An 18,460-nucleotide genomic window follows, 5' to 3' on the forward strand; every position below is an offset into this window, starting at 1 on the left:
AGCCTCTGACGCATATGCTCAGAGGCTTTTTGTTGAATTATCCTCGCTTGCGCTTCCCCTTACCGCAGTGGTATTAACTGCATATGTCTCACTTTTATGTCATGAGTTCGCTATGAGTGCCATTACCTCCGTCGCGGCGACGCTGCGTCGAATTTCTGCCGATGATAACGCCGCAATTGCCCGCGTGATCCGCAAAGTTTCCGCTGAATACGGGCTTACTGCCGATAAGGGCTATACCGTTGCCGACCCTAATCTGGATGAACTATTCCAGGTTTACAGCCAGCCGGGCGCGGCCTACTGGGTGGTTGAGCAAAACGGTGAAGTCGTGGGCGGCGGCGGCGTTGCGCCGTTAGGATGTAGCGAACCGGACATTTGCGAACTGCAAAAAATGTACTTCCTGTCGAGCGCTCGCGGTCAGGGGCTGGCGAAAAAGCTGGCGCTGATGGCCCTCGAACATGCCCGTGAGCAGGGTTTCAAACAGTGCTATCTGGAGACCACGGCGTTTCTGACCGAGGCAATCCGCCTGTATGAACATTTAGGGTTTGAGCATATCAGCGAAGCGCTGGGCTGTACCGGGCACGTAGATTGCGAAGTGCGGATGTTAAAGCCCCTCTGACTTCAGCCGGAGAGGCAATGGTTGTGTTACTGCATTTCGGCGGAGAGCATCAGCCGAATGACGCCAGCCGCGCGAGCGGTTGGCAGCTTCAGCACCTGTGACCATAAATCCTGCACCATTTCACAGGCGACTTTCTCTTTGCCCACACCTTTACTCGGATCAGCCATAATCTGGATATCCGGTCCAAAGCGCTGTACCAATCCCGGGCCGATGGATTGCAGATCCTGAAGCGCCAGCTGTTTCTCTTGCGCCGTAACCGTATGTTTGTTCGGGCCATAAGCCGCGTGCATCATACTCATGTCGCTGGCCATACGACGATTCATCAGCTCCCGCGGAATAATACGCACCGGGTTAATCCCGCCTTTCACCGCCGGGAACAGAAAGCGAAAACACTCGTCATCGCCCACTTTTGCCACCGCAGCAATCTGCTCGAGGTTAATTTTCATATACTCAATCACATTGGCATCGGGTGCCTGCTGCAAACGCGCCATCTGTACCTGCAGGATTTGCGGCTGAATAGCGTCGATAATCTGTTGTTCGCTTTTCCCAGCTTCTTTCAGTTGCGTTGCCTGGTTGAGGATGTTCTGCCATAACGCGGGTTCCTGCTCTTTAAGTACCTGATAAACAGGCATTGCCAGCATCGCACTTTCAAATTTCTGCGCATCCGTCAGCCCATAATCAGGGCTTTCGCGCGGGATCAGGTAGTGCACATCAAACAGATTCCACGCGACAATCGCTACCACAAAAACCACCGCGCCGGAGATCTTTCCCAGCCAGCCTTTTTTGCGAAACATGCCAACGACGATAGCAATCACCGCCCCGATATAACCCGCCAACAATACGTGTGCCCAGTTCATTAACCATCCTTATGCAAAACAGTCTCTGTTGCGGGGATATATTTCCCCTTCGTGTGTTTTGATTATTACGGCAGCAGCGAGCGATTTCCAGCCACCAGATTTTGCTAATGGAAACAGGAAAGGTAAAACCGCGCGACGATTAGCGCCGCGCGTCAGAGAAGGGAGTCAGGCTGGCACGCCGCTGTGGAAGCGGAATTCATCGTCGGGAGAAGTAATCAATGCGGCTTCTACTTCGCCAAAGAACCGCACCCGACTACTGATATCGTCGGCAGAAACCTGCTGTGCCAGCGCCAGATAGTCCTGATAGTGCCGCGCCTCGGATCGCAGCAGAGAAAGATAAAATGCCTGTAAATCGTCATCCAAATACGGCGCCAGCGCGGCGAACCGTTCACAAGAACGCGCCTCAATGTAAGCCCCGCAAATCAGTTTGTCGATTAGCGTTAATGGCTCGTGGGTTCGCACCTCTTTGAGCATGCCTTTGGCATAACGGCTGGCGGTAATTTTGACGTAGGGAATGTTGCGGCTCATCATCGCCTCACGCACCTGCCAGAAGTGGTGCAGCTCTTCTTTGATCAGCAAAACCATGCTGTCGATCAGCTTGCGCCCCCACGGGTCGTCAGTTTGCGGCATTACGCTTTTGCTTATCTGTTTATTCAGCGCGATAAAATCCGGTTCATCCCCTTCTCTGAAAGCATACGCTTCATAGGGTTTCAGCCAGTCCAGTAGCGCCTGAGATCCCTGTTTATCTGCAACATACTTACGCACCAGCAGCATGGCCGTTTGCGCCGCTTTCAGCTCGCAGACGAGATGATCCGTCAGTAACAGAGGGAGATTCGCCGGGGCTCGCGCTTTATCAAGCCAGGCCTGGGGCGTTTTACAGTGCAGGAAGTTGTGGATCGGGGAGAGTATTTGCAGGTAATCCATACGTTATCCTTGGCCTACGGCAGCAGACGCTACCGTAGGTCAGCAGATGACTTAGTGACGCACGCCGTCATCATCTTCGTCGACGAGGTCTTCATCGTCGCCGTCTTCACCTTCTTCGCCGTTCGGGTCTTCAAAATAGGTGCCCCAACCGTCGTATTCCACATCAAATTTTTCAGCCAGGTTCATCAGTTGCTCAACCTGAGCGTCGATCAACTCGGCATTCAGAGCACATTCGCTCAGGATGTCACAGCAAATAACCGTGTCGCCCTCTTCCACTTCCAGCTCTTCCGGCTCGGTCACTTCATAACCCAGCTTGAAGGCTTCTACTGCCGCTTTTTCCAGGGTTTCAAAGTCGTCCGCGGAAAGGTGATGCTCGATGGTGTACAGCGCGTCTGGATCGCTGCCATCTTCGAGTAACTCTTCAATAATCAAGCGCGTTTCTTCACGCTGTTCTTCCAGTAGTTCCGGGTTTGCCATGGCTCATTCCTCATAATGTCCTGCCGATACTCTTATTGTCACATACCGCTGTCATTGCCTCCACCTTTCCAGGAAAGATTTGTTAAACAAGGTTGCAAATGAATAAACATCCATATAAATTGAATTTTAATTCAATAAATGGCCTAAGCCATGTGAGGGAACTATGTCTGCGTTTTATCAGAAACATTTTTTGAAACTGCTTGATTTCACCTCTGCTGAACTCACGTCACTGCTCCAGCTCGCCGCGCAGCTCAAGACGGATAAGAAAAACGGTACCGAGGTCGCTAAACTCACCGGTAAAAACATCGCGCTCATCTTCGAAAAAGACTCAACCCGCACCCGTTGCTCTTTCGAAGTTGCCGCATACGATCAGGGCGCGCGCGTGACGTATCTCGGGCCGAGCGGCAGCCAGATTGGTCATAAAGAGTCGATCAAAGACACCGCCCGCGTACTCGGTCGTATGTACGACGGTATTCAGTATCGGGGCCACGGTCAGGAAATTGTCGAGACGCTGGCGGAATATGCCGGAGTTCCGGTTTGGAACGGATTAACCAACGAATTTCACCCCACCCAGTTGCTGGCGGATTTACTCACGATGCAGGAACACCTGCCGGGTAAAGCGTTTAATGAGATGGTGCTGGTCTACACCGGCGATGCCCGCAACAATATGGGCAATTCCATGCTGGAAGCCGCTGCGTTAACCGGACTGGATCTGCGTCTGGTCGCGCCCCAGGCCTGCTGGCCGGAGGAAAGCCTCGTTGCGGAGTGTAAAGCGCTGGCACAGAAAAACGGCGGCAATATAACGCTAACCGAAGATGTCGCCACGGGCGTGAAAGGCGCGGACTTCATCTATACCGACGTCTGGGTATCGATGGGCGAAGCGAAAGAGAAATGGGCCGAACGTATTGCGCAGTTGCGTAAGTACCAGGTTAATAGCGCGATGATGGCGTTGACCGGCAATCCGCAGGTGAAATTCCTGCACTGCCTGCCCGCGTTCCATGACGATCAAACCACGCTTGGCAAACAAATGGCGCAGGAATATGGTCTGCACGGCGGCATGGAAGTGACCGACGAGGTGTTTGAGTCACCCGCCAGTATCGTATTTGATCAGGCGGAAAACCGAATGCACACCATCAAAGCGGTGATGGTCGCGACGCTTTCCAAATCATAGCATTGCGTGATTGAATTGCCGGATGGCGATGCTGACGCACCCTATCCGGCCTACCATCGTACTTCCGTAGGCCGGGTAAGTCGCCCCCGGCAAACCGGTTTATGCTACCCGCATTTTCACCACGGCTTTGCGTACCAGCGCCGGAGCGCCGACCGCGCACAGCGGTTTATGCACTTCGCCCGGATAAAAGACGACGAAGTCACCTTCGTTCAGCACCACCGTTTTCTCCTGTTCGCCTTCCGGCAGGAAGGCGATATCTTTATCCGCCAGCCAGTCAGTTTCCGGTGCGCCCGCAGGCTGCGTGCTGAAAGTCATGCCTTCCTGACCTTTGAGCAGGATCTGAATATCCAGATAGCGAGCGTGATATTCGGCGCGGCGCTGCGCAAACGGCTCCGTCATATCTTCAGCAATCAGATAGAACAGACGTTCGCCGTCGATGTCGTGTTTACCCTTTTCCGTCGCATCCGTTACGTGCGCTTTAATGTGCTCAATCGCCTGACGCAGCTCTTCCGGCAGCCAGGCATCCAGGTTGTGAATATTGCCGACAATCATTTCAAACCCCTTAATTAAAACATCGTTTCATTTTAGTTGTTATACGAAAAAACGGTCTGCCATACCACTGCTATTTGCCGATATTTTGCGTCAACGCATGTTTATCGCTGATGATGTTAAATAATTGCTAATAGCCAGCAACAGGTTATGCATAAACTCTGCATAACTTTCGTCTCATACTTTTCAACTCAGTCACTAACTCACTGTTATAGAAAGCTTTGTTAGAAAAACCAGCAATCGATCACAGTTTACGTCTCCTTCGTTATCTTTCTTCATCGTCATATTTATTTTGAAATAAACCTTACAGCACAAATAATAAAATAATAGATTCGCATAAAAATTCATTAAATATAGAAAAACATATAAAAATCAACGCACTATTTAATTTATTAAATATTTAGATATGTACATAAAATTAACACAGTTAAATAACAAGACATATTCCTGCGTAGTAATTCAATTATTCATGTTTTTATTTTTTAAATTCTCAGAGCCATCTCATAAATTAAACAACAAATGCCAAACATCGACCTGACTGTGAAATGAATCACGTTTCTATATCAGATAAGATCTAAATATAGATTCTGAAATCAGCTGAAAAATCATGACTGCAATAAACATTATTTGCAGGCACCTCCTCTTTATTTTTTAAAATCATATTAAAGGAATAATGATGGAAAAGCATTATGTCGGGTCTGAAATCGGTCAATTACGTAGCGTAATGCTACATCGCCCTAACCTCAGCCTAAAAAGGCTGACGCCGTCAAATTGCCAGGAACTGCTTTTTGATGATGTTCTTTCGGTAGAACGTGCAGGAGAAGAGCATGACATTTTCGCCAACACGTTACGTCAACAGGGAATTGAGGTTCTGTTACTCACTGATTTATTGACACAAACTCTGGATATCCCCGATGCCAAAAGCTGGCTACTGGATACACAAATTTCTGATTATCGCCTTGGCCCCGCTTTCGCCACGGATATTCGCGCCTGGCTTGCAGATATGCAGCACCGGGAGCTCGCCCGACATTTAAGCGGTGGGCTGACATACGGAGAAATTCCTGCCTCAATCAAAAATATGGTGGTCGATACTCACGATATTAATGACTTTATTATGAAGCCATTACCAAACCACTTATTTACCCGCGACACCTCATGCTGGATATATAACGGCGTATCCATTAATCCGATGGCAAAAACTGCACGTCAACGAGAAACTAATAACTTGCGGGCGATTTACCGTTGGCATCCACAATTTGCCGATGGTGAGTTTATTAAATATTTCGGCGATGAAAATATTAATTATGACCACGCCACATTAGAAGGTGGAGATGTGCTGGTCATTGGTCGCGGCGCAGTTCTCATCGGTATGTCGGAACGTACCACGCCGCAGGGCATTGAGTTCCTTGCTCAGTCGCTATTTAAGCATCGCCAGGCAGAACGCGTTATCGCAGTCGAACTGCCGAAACATCGCTCCTGTATGCACCTTGATACCGTCATGACCCACATCGATATCGATACCTTCTCCGTCTACCCGGAAGTGGTGCGCCCGGATGTCCAGTGCTGGACCCTGACACCAGACGGGCGCGGCGGCCTGAAACGCACCCAGGAAAGTACGCTGGTACATGCCCTCGAAAAAGCACTTGGCCTCGACCAGATCAATCTGATCACCACCGGTGGAGACGCCTTCGAAGCTGAACGCGAACAGTGGAATGACGCGAACAATGTTCTGACGCTGCGCCCCGGGGTTGTGGTGGGCTACGAACGCAACATCTGGACCAACGAGAAATACGACAAAGCTGGCATCACTGTTTTACCCATTCCTGGCGACGAACTGGGACGTGGGCGCGGCGGTGCGCGCTGCATGAGTTGCCCGCTGGAACGCGACGGTATTTAAGGAGACGTTATGGAAAACAAACCTACCCTGGTTGTGGCGCTGGGCGGCAATGCACTACTCAAACGTGGCGAACCGCTGGAAGCCGACATCCAACGCAAGAATATTGAGCTGGCGGCAAGAACTCTCGCTCAGCTCACGCAGCAGTGGCGCGTAATTCTGGTACACGGCAATGGCCCGCAGGTTGGACTTTTGGCGTTACAAAACAGTGCGTATGCCAACGTCACCCCCTACCCGCTCGATATTCTCGGCGCAGAAAGTCAGGGAATGATTGGCTATATGCTGCAACAGGCCCTGAAAAACCAGCTCCCACAGCGTGAAATTAGTGTCCTGCTGACTCAGGTTGAAGTCGATGCCCACGATCCGGCCTTCAGCAATCCCACCAAATATATCGGGCCGATTTATGACGAACCCCAGGCCCACGCGTTACAGGCGGAAAAAGGCTGGGTTTTCAAAGCCGATGGTAAAGCATTCCGCCGTGTTGTGCCCTCTCCACAACCCAAACGTATCGTGGAAAGTGACGCCATTCGCACACTGATCGCCCGCGATCATCTGGTTATCTGCAACGGCGGTGGCGGCGTACCGGTGGTGGAAAAAGCCGATGGCTACCACGGTATTGAAGCGGTGATCGACAAAGATCTCTCCGCCGCCCTGCTCGCCAAACAAATCCACGCCGATGCGCTGCTGATCCTGACCGATGCCGATGCGGTGTATCTCGACTGGGGCAAACCTACCCAGCGCCCGCTGGCCCAGGTTACGCCGAAACAGCTCGGCGAAATGCAATTCGACGCCGGTTCAATGGGCCCCAAAGTCACCGCCTGCGCGGAATTTGTCTCTCACTGTCACGGGATTGCTGGCATCGGCTCGTTGGCTGACGGTTCGGCCATTCTCGCCGGTGACAAAGGCACGCTAATTCGGCGCGAAGCCACTGATGTTAACGCTTAAGGCTTTTTTTGCTGGGTAAAGCGAAGCCTTATCCAGCCTACATAAGGATATTTTCATGACTGTTAACCTGAAAAATCGCAATTTTCTCAAATTGCTGGACTACACCCCAACGGAAATCCAGTACCTGATCGATCTGTCTATCGAGTTAAAAACGGCAAAAAAAGCCGGACGCGAAAGGCAAACGCTGGTTGGTAAAAATATCGCGCTAATCTTCGAAAAAACGTCAACTCGCACCCGCTGCGCCTTTGAAGTCGGCGCTTTCGATCAGGGCGCACAGGTGACCTACCTTGGCCCAAGCGGCTCGCAGATTGGTCATAAAGAGTCGATGAAAGATACCGCCCGCGTGTTAGGCCGCATGTATGACGGTATTGAATACCGCGGCTACGGCCAGGAGATCGTGGAAGAACTGGGTCAGTTCGCTGGTGTGCCGGTCTGGAACGGGCTGACGAATGAATTCCACCCTACGCAGATCCTCGCGGATCTGATGACCATGCTGGAACACGCCCCGGGTAAAACCTTACCCGAACTGAGCTTCGCTTACCTTGGTGACGCCCGCAATAACATGGGCAATTCGCTGATGGTCGGCGCGGCGAAAATGGGGATGGATATTCGTCTGGTCGCACCGAAATCCTTCTGGCCGGACGAGGCGCTGGTTGCCGAATGCCGTGAAATCGCCAGCGTGACGGGCGCGCGCATTACGCTCACAGAGGATGTTGAGGAAGGCGTTTACGACGTGGACTTTCTCTACACCGATGTCTGGGTTTCGATGGGGGAACCCAAAGAGGCGTGGGCAGAACGCGTCAGCCTGATGACGCCTTATCAAATTAACCAGCAGGTCATCGATGCGACCGGCAATCCCAATGTGAAATTCATGCACTGCCTGCCCGCCTTCCATAACGAGCACACCAAAGTGGGCCGTGAAATCGAAGCGGCTTACGGCCTGAAAGGGCTTGAAGTCACGGAGGAGGTATTTGAGTCAGCGCATTCCATCGTCTTCGACGAAGCAGAAAACCGGATGCATACCATTAAAGCGGTCATGGTAGCGACACTCGGCGACTAACCCCAGCGGGCATGTGTCGCCTGGCGGCATATGCCCAAGCTATCCGGAGAACATCATGGGCAAATTCAAATTTCCCAGCGCGTATACCATCCTGTTTATTCTCATTGCGCTCGTCGCCGTTATGACCTGGATTGTCCCTGCCGGGAAATACCAGATGGCGATGAATGCCACCCTGGGCAAAGAAGTGCCGGTTGCCGGTACCTATACCCCAACAGAGGCGCATCCACAAGGTTTAACGGCTGTACTGCTGGCTCCGATTGACGGGCTTTATAACCACGAAACCTACACCGCAGGCGCGATTGATGTGGCGTTGTTTGTCCTGATTATTGGCGGGTTTCTCGGCGTGGTAAACAAAACGGGCGCCATCGACGCAGGAATCGAACGCGTGACGGTCAGGCTGAACGGCAAAGAAGAGTGGATGATCCCCATCCTGATGGGACTTTTCGCCGCCGGAGGCACGATTTACGGCATGGCGGAAGAATCACTCCCTTTCTACACCTTATTGGTTCCGGTCATGATGGCTGCGCGCTTTGATCCACTGGTTGCTGCTGCAACCGTTTTGCTTGGCGCAGGCATCGGCACCCTCGGTTCAACAATCAACCCTTTCGCAACAGTTATCGCCGCTAACGCCGCCGGGATCCCCTTCACCCAGGGAATGCTGATGCGCATTCTGCTACTGGTCGTCGGCTATGTAATCTGTGTGGTATGGGTCATGCGCTATGCACGGAAAGTTCGCAGCCATCCTGAGCTTTCCATCGTGGCCGATAAAATGGAGGAAAACCGTGCCCATTTTCTCGGTAGTCGCGCCAATACCAATCTTGAATTCACGGCTACGCGTAAGTGGATCCTGCTGATATTCGCCGCCGCCTTTGCTGTGATGATTTATGGCGTCGCGGTGCTCGGCTGGTGGATGGCTGAAATATCTGGGGTTTTTCTGGCATCTGCGATTATCGTCGGCGTGATTGCCCGCATGAGTGAAGAAGCATTCACCAGTACCTTCATTGACGGGGCTCGGGATCTGCTCGGCGTGGCGCTGATTATCGGCATTGCGCGCGGTATCGTCGTGGTGATGGACAACGGCATGATCACCCACACCATTTTGCACAGCGCCGAAAATTTAGTCTCCGGTCTGTCCACCACCATTTTCATCAATGTGACTTACTGGCTGGAAGTCTTGCTCTCCTTCCTGGTCCCTTCCTCGTCTGGCCTGGCGGTGCTCACGATGCCCATTATGGCCCCGCTGGCTGACTTCGCCCATGTGCAAAGGGATCTGGTCGTCACCGCGTATCAATCCGCTTCCGGCATTGTGAATCTGATTACCCCCACCTCAGCGGTTGTGATGGGAGGGTTGGCCATCGCTCGTGTTCCTTATGTGCGCTACCTGAAATGGGTCGCACCACTGCTGCTAATTCTGACGGTACTGAACATGGTTGTTCTGAGTATCGGCGCGATGCTGTAGTCCTGTTGGCCGTCGGATCCCGACGGCTTTTTTGAGCGCGCTCTCGTTTTTCTGCACAACCGCCCGTTTGAGCCGTTATTGATACTGCAAATGTGGTGAATTTCGCCATCGCATTGATACAAATGATAAATTTAGGGTGTTTTTATGAAGGAATTCGATGATTACTCGACCAAAGAGCAGAAACAGTTGGCGATTTGTCAGCGCCTGATTAGCGAAAAAAGCTACCTGTCTCAGGAAGCGCTTCGCCGCGATCTACAACACCATGGTTTCACCGGGATTAGCCAGTCAACGGTATCTCGTCTGCTGAAACTGCTCGGTGCTATAAAAATAAGAAATACAAAAGGGCAAAAAATTTATTCTGTAAATCCGCAATCACGACCCGCGCCTGATGCAGCCCGATCGATTGCTGAAATGGTGGTCAGCGTGGAACACAATAGCGAGTTTATCCTCATCCACACGGCGGCTGGCTATGGTCGCGCCGTAGCCAGAATCCTCGATTATCACGCGTTGCCAGAAATTCTCGGCGTCATTGCCGGTAGCAGTATTGTCTGGGTCGCGCCGCGGGTGGTACAGCGAACGGGCCTGATCCATAAGCAGATTAATTATCTATTCAAAATGAATTAAAATTCATAAGAACCGTTTGCGATGAATAAATAGTGCATTTTTCGCTTGATCCCATAACGGAGCTGAGTATAATCGCGGACAATTTGCCGGGAGGATGTATGGTTCAGTGTGTACGACATTTTGTCTTACCGCGTCTGAAAAAGGACGCTGGCCTGCCGTTTTTCTTTCCGTTGATCACCCATTCCGAGCCCCTCAATTGAGGGGCTTTTTTTTTGCCCAGGCGTCAGGAGATAAACATGGCTAACCCGCTCTATCAAAAACACATCATTTCCATAAACGACCTCAGCCGCGATGACCTTAATCTGGTCCTCGCGACGACGGCGAAATTAAAAGCTAACCCGCAGCCCGAGCTGTTAAAACATAAGGTCATCGCCAGTTGCTTCTTTGAAGCGTCAACCCGCACCCGTTTATCTTTTGAAACCTCCATGCACCGTCTGGGCGCCAGCGTGGTGGGTTTCTCTGACAGCAGCAACACGTCGCTTGGCAAAAAAGGCGAAACTCTGGCCGACACCATTTCCGTCATCAGCACCTATGTCGACGCCATCGTGATGCGTCATCCGCAGGAAGGTGCCGCGCGTTTGGCAACCGAGTTCTCCGGTAACGTGCCGGTACTGAACGCCGGCGACGGTTCCAACCAGCATCCCACCCAAACGCTGCTGGATCTGTTTACCATTCAGGAAACGCAGGGTCGCCTGGACAATCTGCAAATCGCCATGGTGGGTGACCTGAAATATGGCCGCACCGTCCACTCCCTGACCCAGGCGCTGGCAAAGTTCGAAGGTAACCGCTTCTACTTCATCGCCCCGGACGCGCTGGCCATGCCGCAATACATTCTGGATATGCTGAATGAAAAAGGTATCGCCTGGAGCCTGCATGGCACTATCGAAGAGGTAATGGCGGAGGTCGATATCCTCTACATGACCCGCGTACAAAAAGAGCGTCTGGACCCGTCCGAATACGCCAACGTGAAAGCACAGTTTGTTCTGCGTGCCAGCGATCTGAACGGTGCCAGAGCGAACATGAAGGTGCTGCATCCGCTGCCGCGCATCGATGAAATCACCACCGACGTCGACAAGACGCCGCACGCCTGGTATTTCCAGCAGGCTGGCAACGGCATCTTCGCCCGCCAGGCGTTACTGGCACTGGTACTGAATAGCGAACTGGCACTGTAAGGGAGAAAAAGAGATGACACACGATAACAAACTGCAGGTTGAAGCCATCAAACGTGGCACCGTAATTGACCATATTCCCGCACAGGTTGGTTTTAAGCTGCTGACGTTGTTCAAACTGACTGAAACCGACCAGCGTATCACCATCGGCCTGAACCTGCCGTCTGGCGAAATGGGCCGTAAAGACCTGATTAAAATCGAAAATACGTTCCTGACCGACGAGCAGGTAAACCAGCTCTCCCTATACGCTCCGCAGGCAACGGTAAACCGCATTGACGATTATGACGTGGTGGGTAAATCACGTCCGAGCCTGCCTGAACGTATCGATAACGTGCTGGTTTGCCCGAACAGCAACTGCATCAGCCATGCTGAACCAGTATCGTCCAGTTTTTCAGTGAAAAAGCGCGCTGACGACATCGCACTCAAATGCAAATACTGTGAAAAAGAGTTTTCGCATTATGTGGTGCTGGCCAACTAATTGGTGTTGGTAATGATTTCCCGGCTCCCTATAATGGCCGGGAACATTCTATTACCGCTGTAATTCAGGAGAAATCATGAGCAAGACTATCGCGACGGAAAATGCACCAGCAGCAATCGGCCCATACGTTCAGGGCGTTGACCTGGGTAGCATGGTAATCACTTCCGGTCAGATCCCGGTCGATCCGAAAACCGGTGCCGTATCGGAAGACGTGTCCGCTCAGGCGCGTCAGTCGCTGGAAAACGTACAAGCTATCGTTGAAGCAGCAGGCCTGAAAGTGGGCGACATCGTAAAAACTACCGTCTTCGTTAAAGACCTGAACGATTTCGCAACCGTAAACGCGACCTACGAAGCGTTCTTCACCGAGCACAACGCCACCTTCCCGGCGCGTTCTTGCGTGGAAGTTGCCCGTCTGCCGAAAGACGTGAAAATCGAGATTGAAGCGATCGCCGTTCGTCGCTAAGCGTAAAAAAAACCGCCGGAAATCACTCCGGCGGTTCTGTTTTTACTCACTCAGGCTGTTATCAGAAATTGTGTTTAATATTCAGCATAAAGCCCTTGTCGCTGATGTTGTCCTCTTTCCAGTGGAAAGCGTCCAGCCCGGCGCTGGTGTTACCGGCGTTATACTTCACACCCACCTGTGCCATGCTGTTGATGCTGCCACCTTTCTGACCGTCGTCAACGTTGAAGCTCTGACCTGCCGCCCCCTGCAGGGCCGCTTTTTTGCCAGTACTGACGTAGCTCAGGTTCGGGCCGCCTTCCAGCGTCGCCGTTGCTGCCCAACCATCCTTACCGGCATAGCTCAGCTTCATACCCACCACTGAATCAACCGCCGTTTCCGTGCTGCTGTTCATGTTCAGGTTAAAGTCGCCAGCACCGCGCTCCTGATAACCGTCTTCCATGGTGTGACGCAGTTTCAGACCAGCATATGGCACAACATCCAGCCCTTCGCTGACGGCGAAGGTTTTACGACCCTCGGTACGCAGCTCCAGGTACTGCTGACGGCTGTCCGCCAGCGCCTGTTTGTTGACATCACCGTAGTTAATGCCGCGTTTGCTGTCGAGCTGATGTACGTCGTAACGCAGGGCGTTGTTCCAGGAGAGACCTTCCTCACCGAGCGGCATGGCGTGCTCCAGACCCAGGAACTGGCTGTAACCGCCGGTGATACCGTCGCTGCCGGAAGAGACATTGCCTTTACCGTCCAGACGGGCAATACCGTACTCCATGGTCAGCGACTGATTATCGCCAAAGCCCAGTTTCTGACGCAGAGCCATCATGTCGTACTGCGTGTCTTTACCCAGTTCGGCACGCTGGTCGCCTTTCGCCACCAGGTTAAACGACAGACCGTTACCCAGTTCCGGCGCGGCATCCGCCAGCATATCGAAGCGGTTGCTGAGTCTGCGGGCGTCGCGGGAGACGTTCACAGCCTTGTTGCCGCTGATTTGCTTCATCGCCTTCGTCACGTCGGCAGAGGTTTTCAGGTTCAGGCTGCTGAACAGCTCGTTGTTGGTGTACGCGGCATCCAGCGCGCCGGCAACACCGCTGACGCTGCTGTCGGTCACCACATCGGTGTAGGCGTTTTTGGTCATGGTGACGTCCACGTTGCCGTTCGCGTCTTTCTGACCCTGCGCGCTCCACACCACGCTTTCAGAGGTGATGTTTTCCACGCCTTCCACATCAGCCCCGGTAAAGACGTTGTCGAAGGTCTGAGTCGTGGCAGCCGTACCTGCGGTGAAACCGGTATCCACGCTGACAGAATCCAGTGCCAGGGCGTTATTACCCGCATTAAGCGTACCGACAGAGCCGCTGGCGCTGGTACCCAACACATAACCACTCACACGCTGAACAGAAGCGGGGGCAGAATTGCTGTCAGTTGGCGCAGAACCCATATGCGTATCATCTGACGACATTGCGCCGCCGTTCAGATTAATGGTGCCGCTGTTATGGATAGTGCCTGTGCCATCGTTGTAAAACGCCTGACCGTTGTCGGCATTAATATTGATGGTGCCATCGTTGTACGCAACACCGCCCTTATACACCGCCATACCGACCAGCGGTTTAGTCTCATCATAGAACTCGTTTTTTTCGAGATTAATGGTGCCCTGGTTAATAATCGTGTTACTAGCGCCAGATACAGCCATGCCTGCACCCGCATTATAAATAGTGATGGTGGCATCCTTGTAGTTAACTGCCGAACCACCGGAGCCGGTACCCGCTAAACTTCCCGCCCCCATACCAATGGCAAAATCAACTGCCCTTGTAGAGGATACGCCAGCGCCAATCACAGTTGTGTCATTTGCATCTTTCCAGAGTCCATCCGCAGTAATCGTTCCGTAGTTACTCGCTTTTGACGAATGGGCGTGCATTGCTTCACCGCGACCATATAAAGCCAGCGTGCCGTTGTTAATAGATTCGCTTCCGTCAATCCCATCCATAAGGTTTATGGCATAGCTGCTGCTGTTGAACAAATAACTAGCCGACCCAGTACTAGTCTGCACACTGTTCTGAGCGCGCACATATCCAGTGATATCTCCGTTATTCACACCATGTGACTTACCCGTGGACATCATGCCGAATGTCGGTTCTCCGTCCTTACTTGATAAAGCCATTTTTCTGTCAAGAGTCACGGAACCGTCATTCGTAAAGGATGAAGCCCCCTCCATGAAAGTTAAATTCATGTCGCGTAGGTTGATCGTTCCTTTATTGGTCGCCGTACCGCCACTTCCCAGCGTGACCAGATCATTATCGCCAGCACGCCAATAAGTATTCATACTTTCGATGTTGGTAGTGACAGTGGCATCTTCACTAATTTCAAGATAACCCTGATTGGTTACGTTAAATATGCTTTCAAAAGTTGTCGCGTAGTTACCATTGATGGATGAGTCACCATGCAGGTAAAGCGATGATTTACCGTTAACGGTCACTACTGAGCCTTTACTGTTGCCAATAGCACTACGCTCTGTCCCGGGAATTTGATTGACTTCACCGGTAAGCTCAACCCCCCCCAACAGATCGACACGGTTATTGTCACCGCTGACAACTACCCCACGAATGGCTTCTACGGTACCATCGCGTTTCTGGCTAACATGATCAAACGACTCAGTATCTACAATGACCTGAAGATGCCCGTCCAGCACCACCGTGTTACCGCTACCGCTGACGTTAATCCCGGTCGATGGAGTAACGAAATAGTCCATCGCCTGTGGGGATTTCTGGTCTTTATCCACCACCATATCGCCTTTCAGCGTCACCGTATTGGCTTCGCCGGAAACGTTAACCCCGGTAGCCTTATTACCAGTGATGCTCATCTCTTTAGAGGCCAGGTTAATGGTGTTTGATTTACCCGTCACGTCCAGACCGGTGGAGAAATCACCCACCACCATTTTACCGTTCTGGTTAATGGTGTTGTTATTACCGGCAACATCCACCCCGGTACTCGGTTTGGTACTGTCGGTACTGCCTACCGTCATTTCCCCTGCGTTGTTCAGGGTGTTGCCGTCACCGCTGACTTTTTCCCCCGTCGCACCGTCAATGACTTTGCTGGCGCCATCGTTATTAATGGTGTTGTTATTACCCGCGACGTCAGTACCGGTCGAGCCTTCCCCTTCTGCGGTGGTGGTGCCTTTGTTGTCAATGGTGTTGCCGCCACCGTCCACGCTGGTGCCGGTGCCGCCAGCAGTTGCGCTGGTATCACCTTCGTTGTTGATTTTGTTGCCGTCGCCGGTTACGTCAGTACCGGTGGAGCCAGTCCCATCAGCCGTAGTTTGACCTTTGTTGTCGATGGTGTTGTTGTTGCCGTCAACGTCAGTGCCGGTCGCACCGTTGGCGGCACTGGTATCACCTTCGTTGTTAATGGTGTTGCCATCACCAGTGACATCCGTTCCGGTAGAACCAGCGCCATCTGCCGTAGTTTTACCTTTGTTGTCGATGGTGTTGTCGTTGCCGTCCACGCTGGTGCCGGTGCCGCCATTGGCTGCGCTGGTGTCGCCTTCGTTAATGATTTTGTTGCCGTTACCGTCTACATCCGTACCGGTAGAGCCTGCGCCATCGGCAGTGTTGTTACCTTTATTGTCGATGGTGTTGCCGTCGCCGTCAGCTTTAGTGCCGGTACCGCCGCCAGTGGCGCTGTTGTCACCGGTGTTGTTAATGTCGTTGCCGTCGCCGTCAGCTTTGGTGCCAGTGGAGCCTTCACCGTCGGCAGTGTTTTTGCCGTTGTTGTTGATGTCGTTGTTGTCGCCGGTCACGTCAGTGCCCGTACCACCATTGGTGCCGCTGTTGTCGCCACCGTTGTTAATGGTGTTGCCGTTACCGTCTACATCCGTACCGGTAGAGCCTGCGCCATCGGCAGTGTTGTTACCCTTGTTGTCGATGGTGTTGCCGTCGCCGTTCACATCGGTGCCGGTACCGCCGTTGGTGGCGCTGCTCTCGCCGCCGTTATTGATGGAGTTACCGTCGCCGTCAGCTTTGGTGCCGGTGGAGCCTTCACCGTCGGCAGTGTTTTTGCCGTTGTTGTTGATGTCGTTGTTGTCGCCGGTCACGTCAGTGCCAGTACCGCCGCCAGTGGCGCTGTTATCACCGGTGTTGTTAATGTCGTTGCCGTCGCCGGTCACGTCAGTACCGGTGGAGCCTGCACCGTCGGCAGTGTTTTTACCGCCGTTGTTGATGGTGTTGTCGTTGCCGTCCACGCCGGTGCCGGTACCGCCGTTGGTGCCGCTGTTATCACCGGTGTTGTTGATGTCGTTGCCGTCGCCGGTCACGTCTGTACCGGTGGAGCCTGCACCGTCGGCGGTGTTGTTGCCACCGTTATCAACTGTGTTGCCGTTGCCGTCCACGTCTGTGCCGGTGCCGCCGTTGGTGGCGCCGTTGTCACCGGTGTTGTTGATGTCGTTGCCGTTGCCGGTCACGTCAGTACCGGTGGAGCCTTCACCGTCTGCGGTGTTTTTGCCGCCGTTGTTGATGGTGTTGTCGTTGCCGTCCACGCCGGTGCCGGTACCGCCGTTGGTGCCGCTGTTATCACCGGTGTTGTTGATGTCGTTGCCGTCGCCAGTCACGTCAGTACCGGTAGAGCCTGCACCGTCGGCGGTGTTGTTGCCGCCGTTATCAACTGTGTTGCCGTTGCCGTCAACGTCTGTGCCGGTGCCGCCGTTGGTGGCGCCGTTATCGCCGGTGTTGTTGATGTCGTTGCCGTCGCCGGTGACGTCTGTACCGGTGGAGCCTTCACCGTCTGCGGTATTTTTGCCGCCGTTGTTGATGGTGTTGTCGTTGCCGTCCACGTCGGTGCCGGTACCACCGTTGGTGCCGCTGTTATCACCGGTGTTGTTGATGGTGTTGCCGTCGCCGTTAACATCGGTACCATTGGAGCCTTCACCGTCTGCGGTGTTGTTGCCGCCGTTGTTGATGGTGTTGCCGTTGCCGTCCACGTCGGTGCCGGTGCCGCCGCCAGTAGCGCCGGTATCGCCATTCACATTAACATCGTTATCATCACCGTTGATAATCGTCCCGGTATCGCCCGGGCCGCCTGCGGTGGAGCCGCCATCAACCGTTTTCTGCTGCCCGTCGCCGTCAATAACCGTGGTGTCTGCGCTCGCCAGGGTAAGCTCTCCTGCGCGGTTGTACGACCAGAACAGGTTGTTACTGCCGTACGTTCCCTGCATCACCAGCGCATTGCCCATCACGTTTAGGCTGGTCACGGTCAGGGTTTTGCCGTCCGGCGCGGTCAGCAGGTAGCCGTCGCCCTGCTTGGTAATGGCGAAGGTGGTATTGGTATAAGTGACGCCGTTCACCACCAGCGAGGCAAAGGTCAGGGTTTTCGCGCCCCGGTCAAGGGTAACGCCATTGTCATAAACGGAGGGGGGGGTATCAGGTGTAACGGGGTCCACCGGATCGACAGGTGTTACCGGGTCCACAGGCGTTACTGGATCAACAGGCAACCCGGAGGACGAATGGCTGCTGCCGCCGCCGCCGCCGCTCGCCGCGATACCCACCGTGGCGGCCACAGCAGCGATACCGCCCACCGCCCATGCCCAGCCCTGCTCTAAAACGCTTTCCGTGGCTTTCTGGCACTCCGGCGACAGTTTGGCCAGCTCAGCCTGAGAAAGGCTGCTGATATTTTCGGGACACTGCTTTTTTTTGTCTTCGTTGTTGTTAAGATCGGCGGCAAATGTATTACCGCTTAATGCCAGGGCAATACAAAATGAAATAGCTTTCCTTTGCATAATGTGAGTCTCTCTGATGTGA

Annotated in this window: 18 protein-coding genes; 12 read left to right on the forward strand and 6 right to left on the reverse strand. The window is 53.1% G+C overall.

Annotated features, from left to right (window positions below; all coding sequences use genetic code 11):
* Positions 1-112: 112 nt before the first annotated feature.
* Positions 113-616: a GNAT family N-acetyltransferase gene (locus HV311_RS22225; RefSeq protein WP_003025856.1), complete on the forward strand. Its 504-nt coding sequence runs from the start codon at positions 113-115 to the stop codon at positions 614-616.
* A 26-nt stretch (positions 617-642) separates the two neighbouring features.
* Here the strand turns inward: HV311_RS22225 and HV311_RS22230 are convergent, their stop codons facing one another.
* The 3 genes from HV311_RS22230 to rraB all read right to left on the reverse strand — a co-directional run bounded on the left by HV311_RS22230 (position 643) and on the right by rraB (position 2,874).
* A complete protein-coding gene (locus HV311_RS22230) occupies positions 643-1,473 on the reverse strand; it encodes a topoisomerase II (protein ID WP_191220480.1) in 831 nt (276 codons plus the stop codon).
* Positions 1,474-1,638: 165 nt separating this feature from the next.
* Entirely contained in the window at positions 1,639-2,397 is a 759-nt protein-coding gene (miaE, locus tag HV311_RS22235; protein WP_019078254.1) for a tRNA isopentenyl-2-thiomethyl-A-37 hydroxylase MiaE, read from the reverse strand.
* 51 nt (positions 2,398-2,448) lie between these two features.
* A complete protein-coding gene (gene rraB, locus HV311_RS22240; RefSeq protein WP_016151501.1) occupies positions 2,449-2,874 on the reverse strand; it encodes a ribonuclease E inhibitor RraB in 426 nt (141 codons plus the stop codon).
* A gap of 98 nt (positions 2,875-2,972) precedes the next feature.
* On the opposite strand from rraB, the gene argL reads away from it, so the two are divergent.
* Both argL and argF (HV311_RS22245) read left to right on the forward strand, forming a co-directional pair.
* A complete protein-coding gene (gene argL / locus HV311_RS28340; protein ID WP_370916541.1) occupies positions 2,973-3,068 on the forward strand; it encodes a putative translational regulatory protein ArgL in 96 nt (31 codons plus the stop codon).
* Positions 3,038-4,045 carry an ornithine carbamoyltransferase gene (gene argF / locus HV311_RS22245; RefSeq protein ID WP_016155574.1) on the forward strand — a complete coding sequence of 336 codons (1,008 nt, stop codon included), beginning with the start codon at positions 3,038-3,040 and terminating at the stop codon, positions 4,043-4,045. Before argL ends, argF (HV311_RS22245) begins: the two co-directional genes overlap by 31 nt.
* Before the next feature lie 99 nt (positions 4,046-4,144).
* Here argF (HV311_RS22245) and HV311_RS22250 read toward each other — a convergent pair whose 3' ends face one another.
* Positions 4,145-4,597: a YhcH/YjgK/YiaL family protein gene (locus tag HV311_RS22250; RefSeq protein WP_016151499.1), complete on the reverse strand. Its 453-nt coding sequence runs from the start codon at positions 4,595-4,597 to the stop codon at positions 4,145-4,147.
* Positions 4,598-5,270: 673 nt separating this feature from the next.
* Between HV311_RS22250 and arcA the strand changes: the two genes are divergently transcribed.
* The 5 genes from arcA to HV311_RS22275 all read left to right on the forward strand — a co-directional run bounded on the left by arcA (position 5,271) and on the right by HV311_RS22275 (position 10,576).
* On the forward strand, positions 5,271-6,491 hold the full coding sequence (gene arcA, locus HV311_RS22255; RefSeq protein WP_019078252.1) for an arginine deiminase: 1,221 nt from the start codon (positions 5,271-5,273) through the stop codon (positions 6,489-6,491).
* Positions 6,492-6,500: 9 nt separating this feature from the next.
* On the forward strand, positions 6,501-7,433 hold the full coding sequence (arcC, locus tag HV311_RS22260) for a carbamate kinase (protein ID WP_049268893.1): 933 nt from the start codon (positions 6,501-6,503) through the stop codon (positions 7,431-7,433).
* A gap of 55 nt (positions 7,434-7,488) precedes the next feature.
* The gene (gene argF, locus HV311_RS22265; protein WP_016151495.1) at positions 7,489-8,493 is read left to right on the forward strand and encodes an ornithine carbamoyltransferase; all 1,005 of its coding nucleotides are present in this window, start codon (positions 7,489-7,491) and stop codon (positions 8,491-8,493) included.
* 55 nt (positions 8,494-8,548) lie between these two features.
* On the forward strand, positions 8,549-9,952 hold the full coding sequence (locus tag HV311_RS22270) for a YfcC family protein (protein WP_046275812.1): 1,404 nt from the start codon (positions 8,549-8,551) through the stop codon (positions 9,950-9,952).
* Positions 9,953-10,096: 144 nt separating this feature from the next.
* On the forward strand, positions 10,097-10,576 hold the full coding sequence (locus HV311_RS22275; RefSeq protein ID WP_047499901.1) for an arginine repressor: 480 nt from the start codon (positions 10,097-10,099) through the stop codon (positions 10,574-10,576).
* Here the strand turns inward: HV311_RS22275 and HV311_RS22280 are convergent.
* Positions 10,573-10,695, reverse strand: coding sequence for a hypothetical protein (locus HV311_RS22280; protein ID WP_085951096.1), 123 nt, complete (start codon positions 10,693-10,695; stop codon positions 10,573-10,575). The genes HV311_RS22275 and HV311_RS22280 overlap by 4 nt on opposite strands.
* Between HV311_RS22280 and pyrL the strand changes: the two genes are divergently transcribed.
* The 4 genes from pyrL to ridA all read left to right on the forward strand — a co-directional run bounded on the left by pyrL (position 10,675) and on the right by ridA (position 12,686).
* Positions 10,675-10,776, forward strand: a complete 102-nt coding sequence (gene pyrL / locus HV311_RS22285; RefSeq protein WP_003025819.1) for a pyr operon leader peptide — start codon at positions 10,675-10,677, stop codon at positions 10,774-10,776. The genes HV311_RS22280 and pyrL overlap by 21 nt on opposite strands.
* Positions 10,777-10,812: 36 nt before the next feature.
* Positions 10,813-11,748 (forward strand): aspartate carbamoyltransferase, encoded by a 936-nt coding sequence (gene pyrB / locus HV311_RS22295; protein ID WP_191220481.1) that lies wholly within the window; start codon positions 10,813-10,815, stop codon positions 11,746-11,748.
* Between the two features lie 13 nt (positions 11,749-11,761).
* Positions 11,762-12,223, forward strand: coding sequence for an aspartate carbamoyltransferase regulatory subunit (gene pyrI / locus HV311_RS22300; protein ID WP_016151492.1), 462 nt, complete (start codon positions 11,762-11,764; stop codon positions 12,221-12,223).
* Positions 12,224-12,299: 76 nt separating this feature from the next.
* Positions 12,300-12,686, forward strand: coding sequence for a 2-iminobutanoate/2-iminopropanoate deaminase (gene ridA, locus HV311_RS22305; RefSeq protein WP_016151491.1), 387 nt, complete (start codon positions 12,300-12,302; stop codon positions 12,684-12,686).
* Positions 12,687-12,747: 61 nt separating this feature from the next.
* On the opposite strand, the gene HV311_RS22310 is transcribed toward ridA, so the two are convergent.
* Positions 12,748-18,438, reverse strand: a complete 5,691-nt coding sequence (locus HV311_RS22310; protein ID WP_191221224.1) for a BigA/YdbA N-terminal beta-barrel domain-containing protein — start codon at positions 18,436-18,438, stop codon at positions 12,748-12,750.
* Positions 18,439-18,460 lie beyond the last annotated feature (22 nt).

The sequence above is a fragment of the Citrobacter sp. RHBSTW-00881 genome, assembly GCF_013728515.1.
Classification (GTDB): Bacteria; Pseudomonadota; Gammaproteobacteria; order Enterobacterales; family Enterobacteriaceae; genus Citrobacter; species Citrobacter braakii.

Bases quoted from the DNA above. Each gene is read 5' to 3' on its own strand.
- argL (WP_370916541.1), top strand. From the start codon at position 2,973: ATGAATAAACATCCATATAAATTGAATTTTAATTCAATAAATGGCCTA.
- argF (WP_016151495.1), top strand. From the start codon at position 7,489: ATGACTGTTAACCTGAAAAATCGCAATTTTCTCAAATTGCTGGACTAC.
- HV311_RS22230 (WP_191220480.1), bottom strand. From the start codon at position 1,473: ATGAACTGGGCACACGTATTGTTGGCGGGTTATATCGGGGCGGTGATT.
- HV311_RS22250 (WP_016151499.1), bottom strand. From the start codon at position 4,597: ATGATTGTCGGCAATATTCACAACCTGGATGCCTGGCTGCCGGAAGAG.
- ridA (WP_016151491.1), top strand. From the start codon at position 12,300: ATGAGCAAGACTATCGCGACGGAAAATGCACCAGCAGCAATCGGCCCA.
- arcA (WP_019078252.1), top strand. From the start codon at position 5,271: ATGGAAAAGCATTATGTCGGGTCTGAAATCGGTCAATTACGTAGCGTA.
- HV311_RS22225 (WP_003025856.1), top strand. From the start codon at position 113: ATGAGTGCCATTACCTCCGTCGCGGCGACGCTGCGTCGAATTTCTGCC.
- HV311_RS22275 (WP_047499901.1), top strand. From the start codon at position 10,097: ATGAAGGAATTCGATGATTACTCGACCAAAGAGCAGAAACAGTTGGCG.
- rraB (WP_016151501.1), bottom strand. From the start codon at position 2,874: ATGGCAAACCCGGAACTACTGGAAGAACAGCGTGAAGAAACGCGCTTG.
- pyrB (WP_191220481.1), top strand. From the start codon at position 10,813: ATGGCTAACCCGCTCTATCAAAAACACATCATTTCCATAAACGACCTC.
- pyrI (WP_016151492.1), top strand. From the start codon at position 11,762: ATGACACACGATAACAAACTGCAGGTTGAAGCCATCAAACGTGGCACC.
- HV311_RS22310 (WP_191221224.1), bottom strand. From the start codon at position 18,438: ATGCAAAGGAAAGCTATTTCATTTTGTATTGCCCTGGCATTAAGCGGT.
- HV311_RS22280 (WP_085951096.1), bottom strand. From the start codon at position 10,695: ATGTCGTACACACTGAACCATACATCCTCCCGGCAAATTGTCCGCGAT.
- miaE (WP_019078254.1), bottom strand. From the start codon at position 2,397: ATGGATTACCTGCAAATACTCTCCCCGATCCACAACTTCCTGCACTGT.
- argF (WP_016155574.1), top strand. From the start codon at position 3,038: ATGTCTGCGTTTTATCAGAAACATTTTTTGAAACTGCTTGATTTCACC.
- HV311_RS22270 (WP_046275812.1), top strand. From the start codon at position 8,549: ATGGGCAAATTCAAATTTCCCAGCGCGTATACCATCCTGTTTATTCTC.
- pyrL (WP_003025819.1), top strand. From the start codon at position 10,675: ATGGTTCAGTGTGTACGACATTTTGTCTTACCGCGTCTGAAAAAGGAC.
- arcC (WP_049268893.1), top strand. From the start codon at position 6,501: ATGGAAAACAAACCTACCCTGGTTGTGGCGCTGGGCGGCAATGCACTA.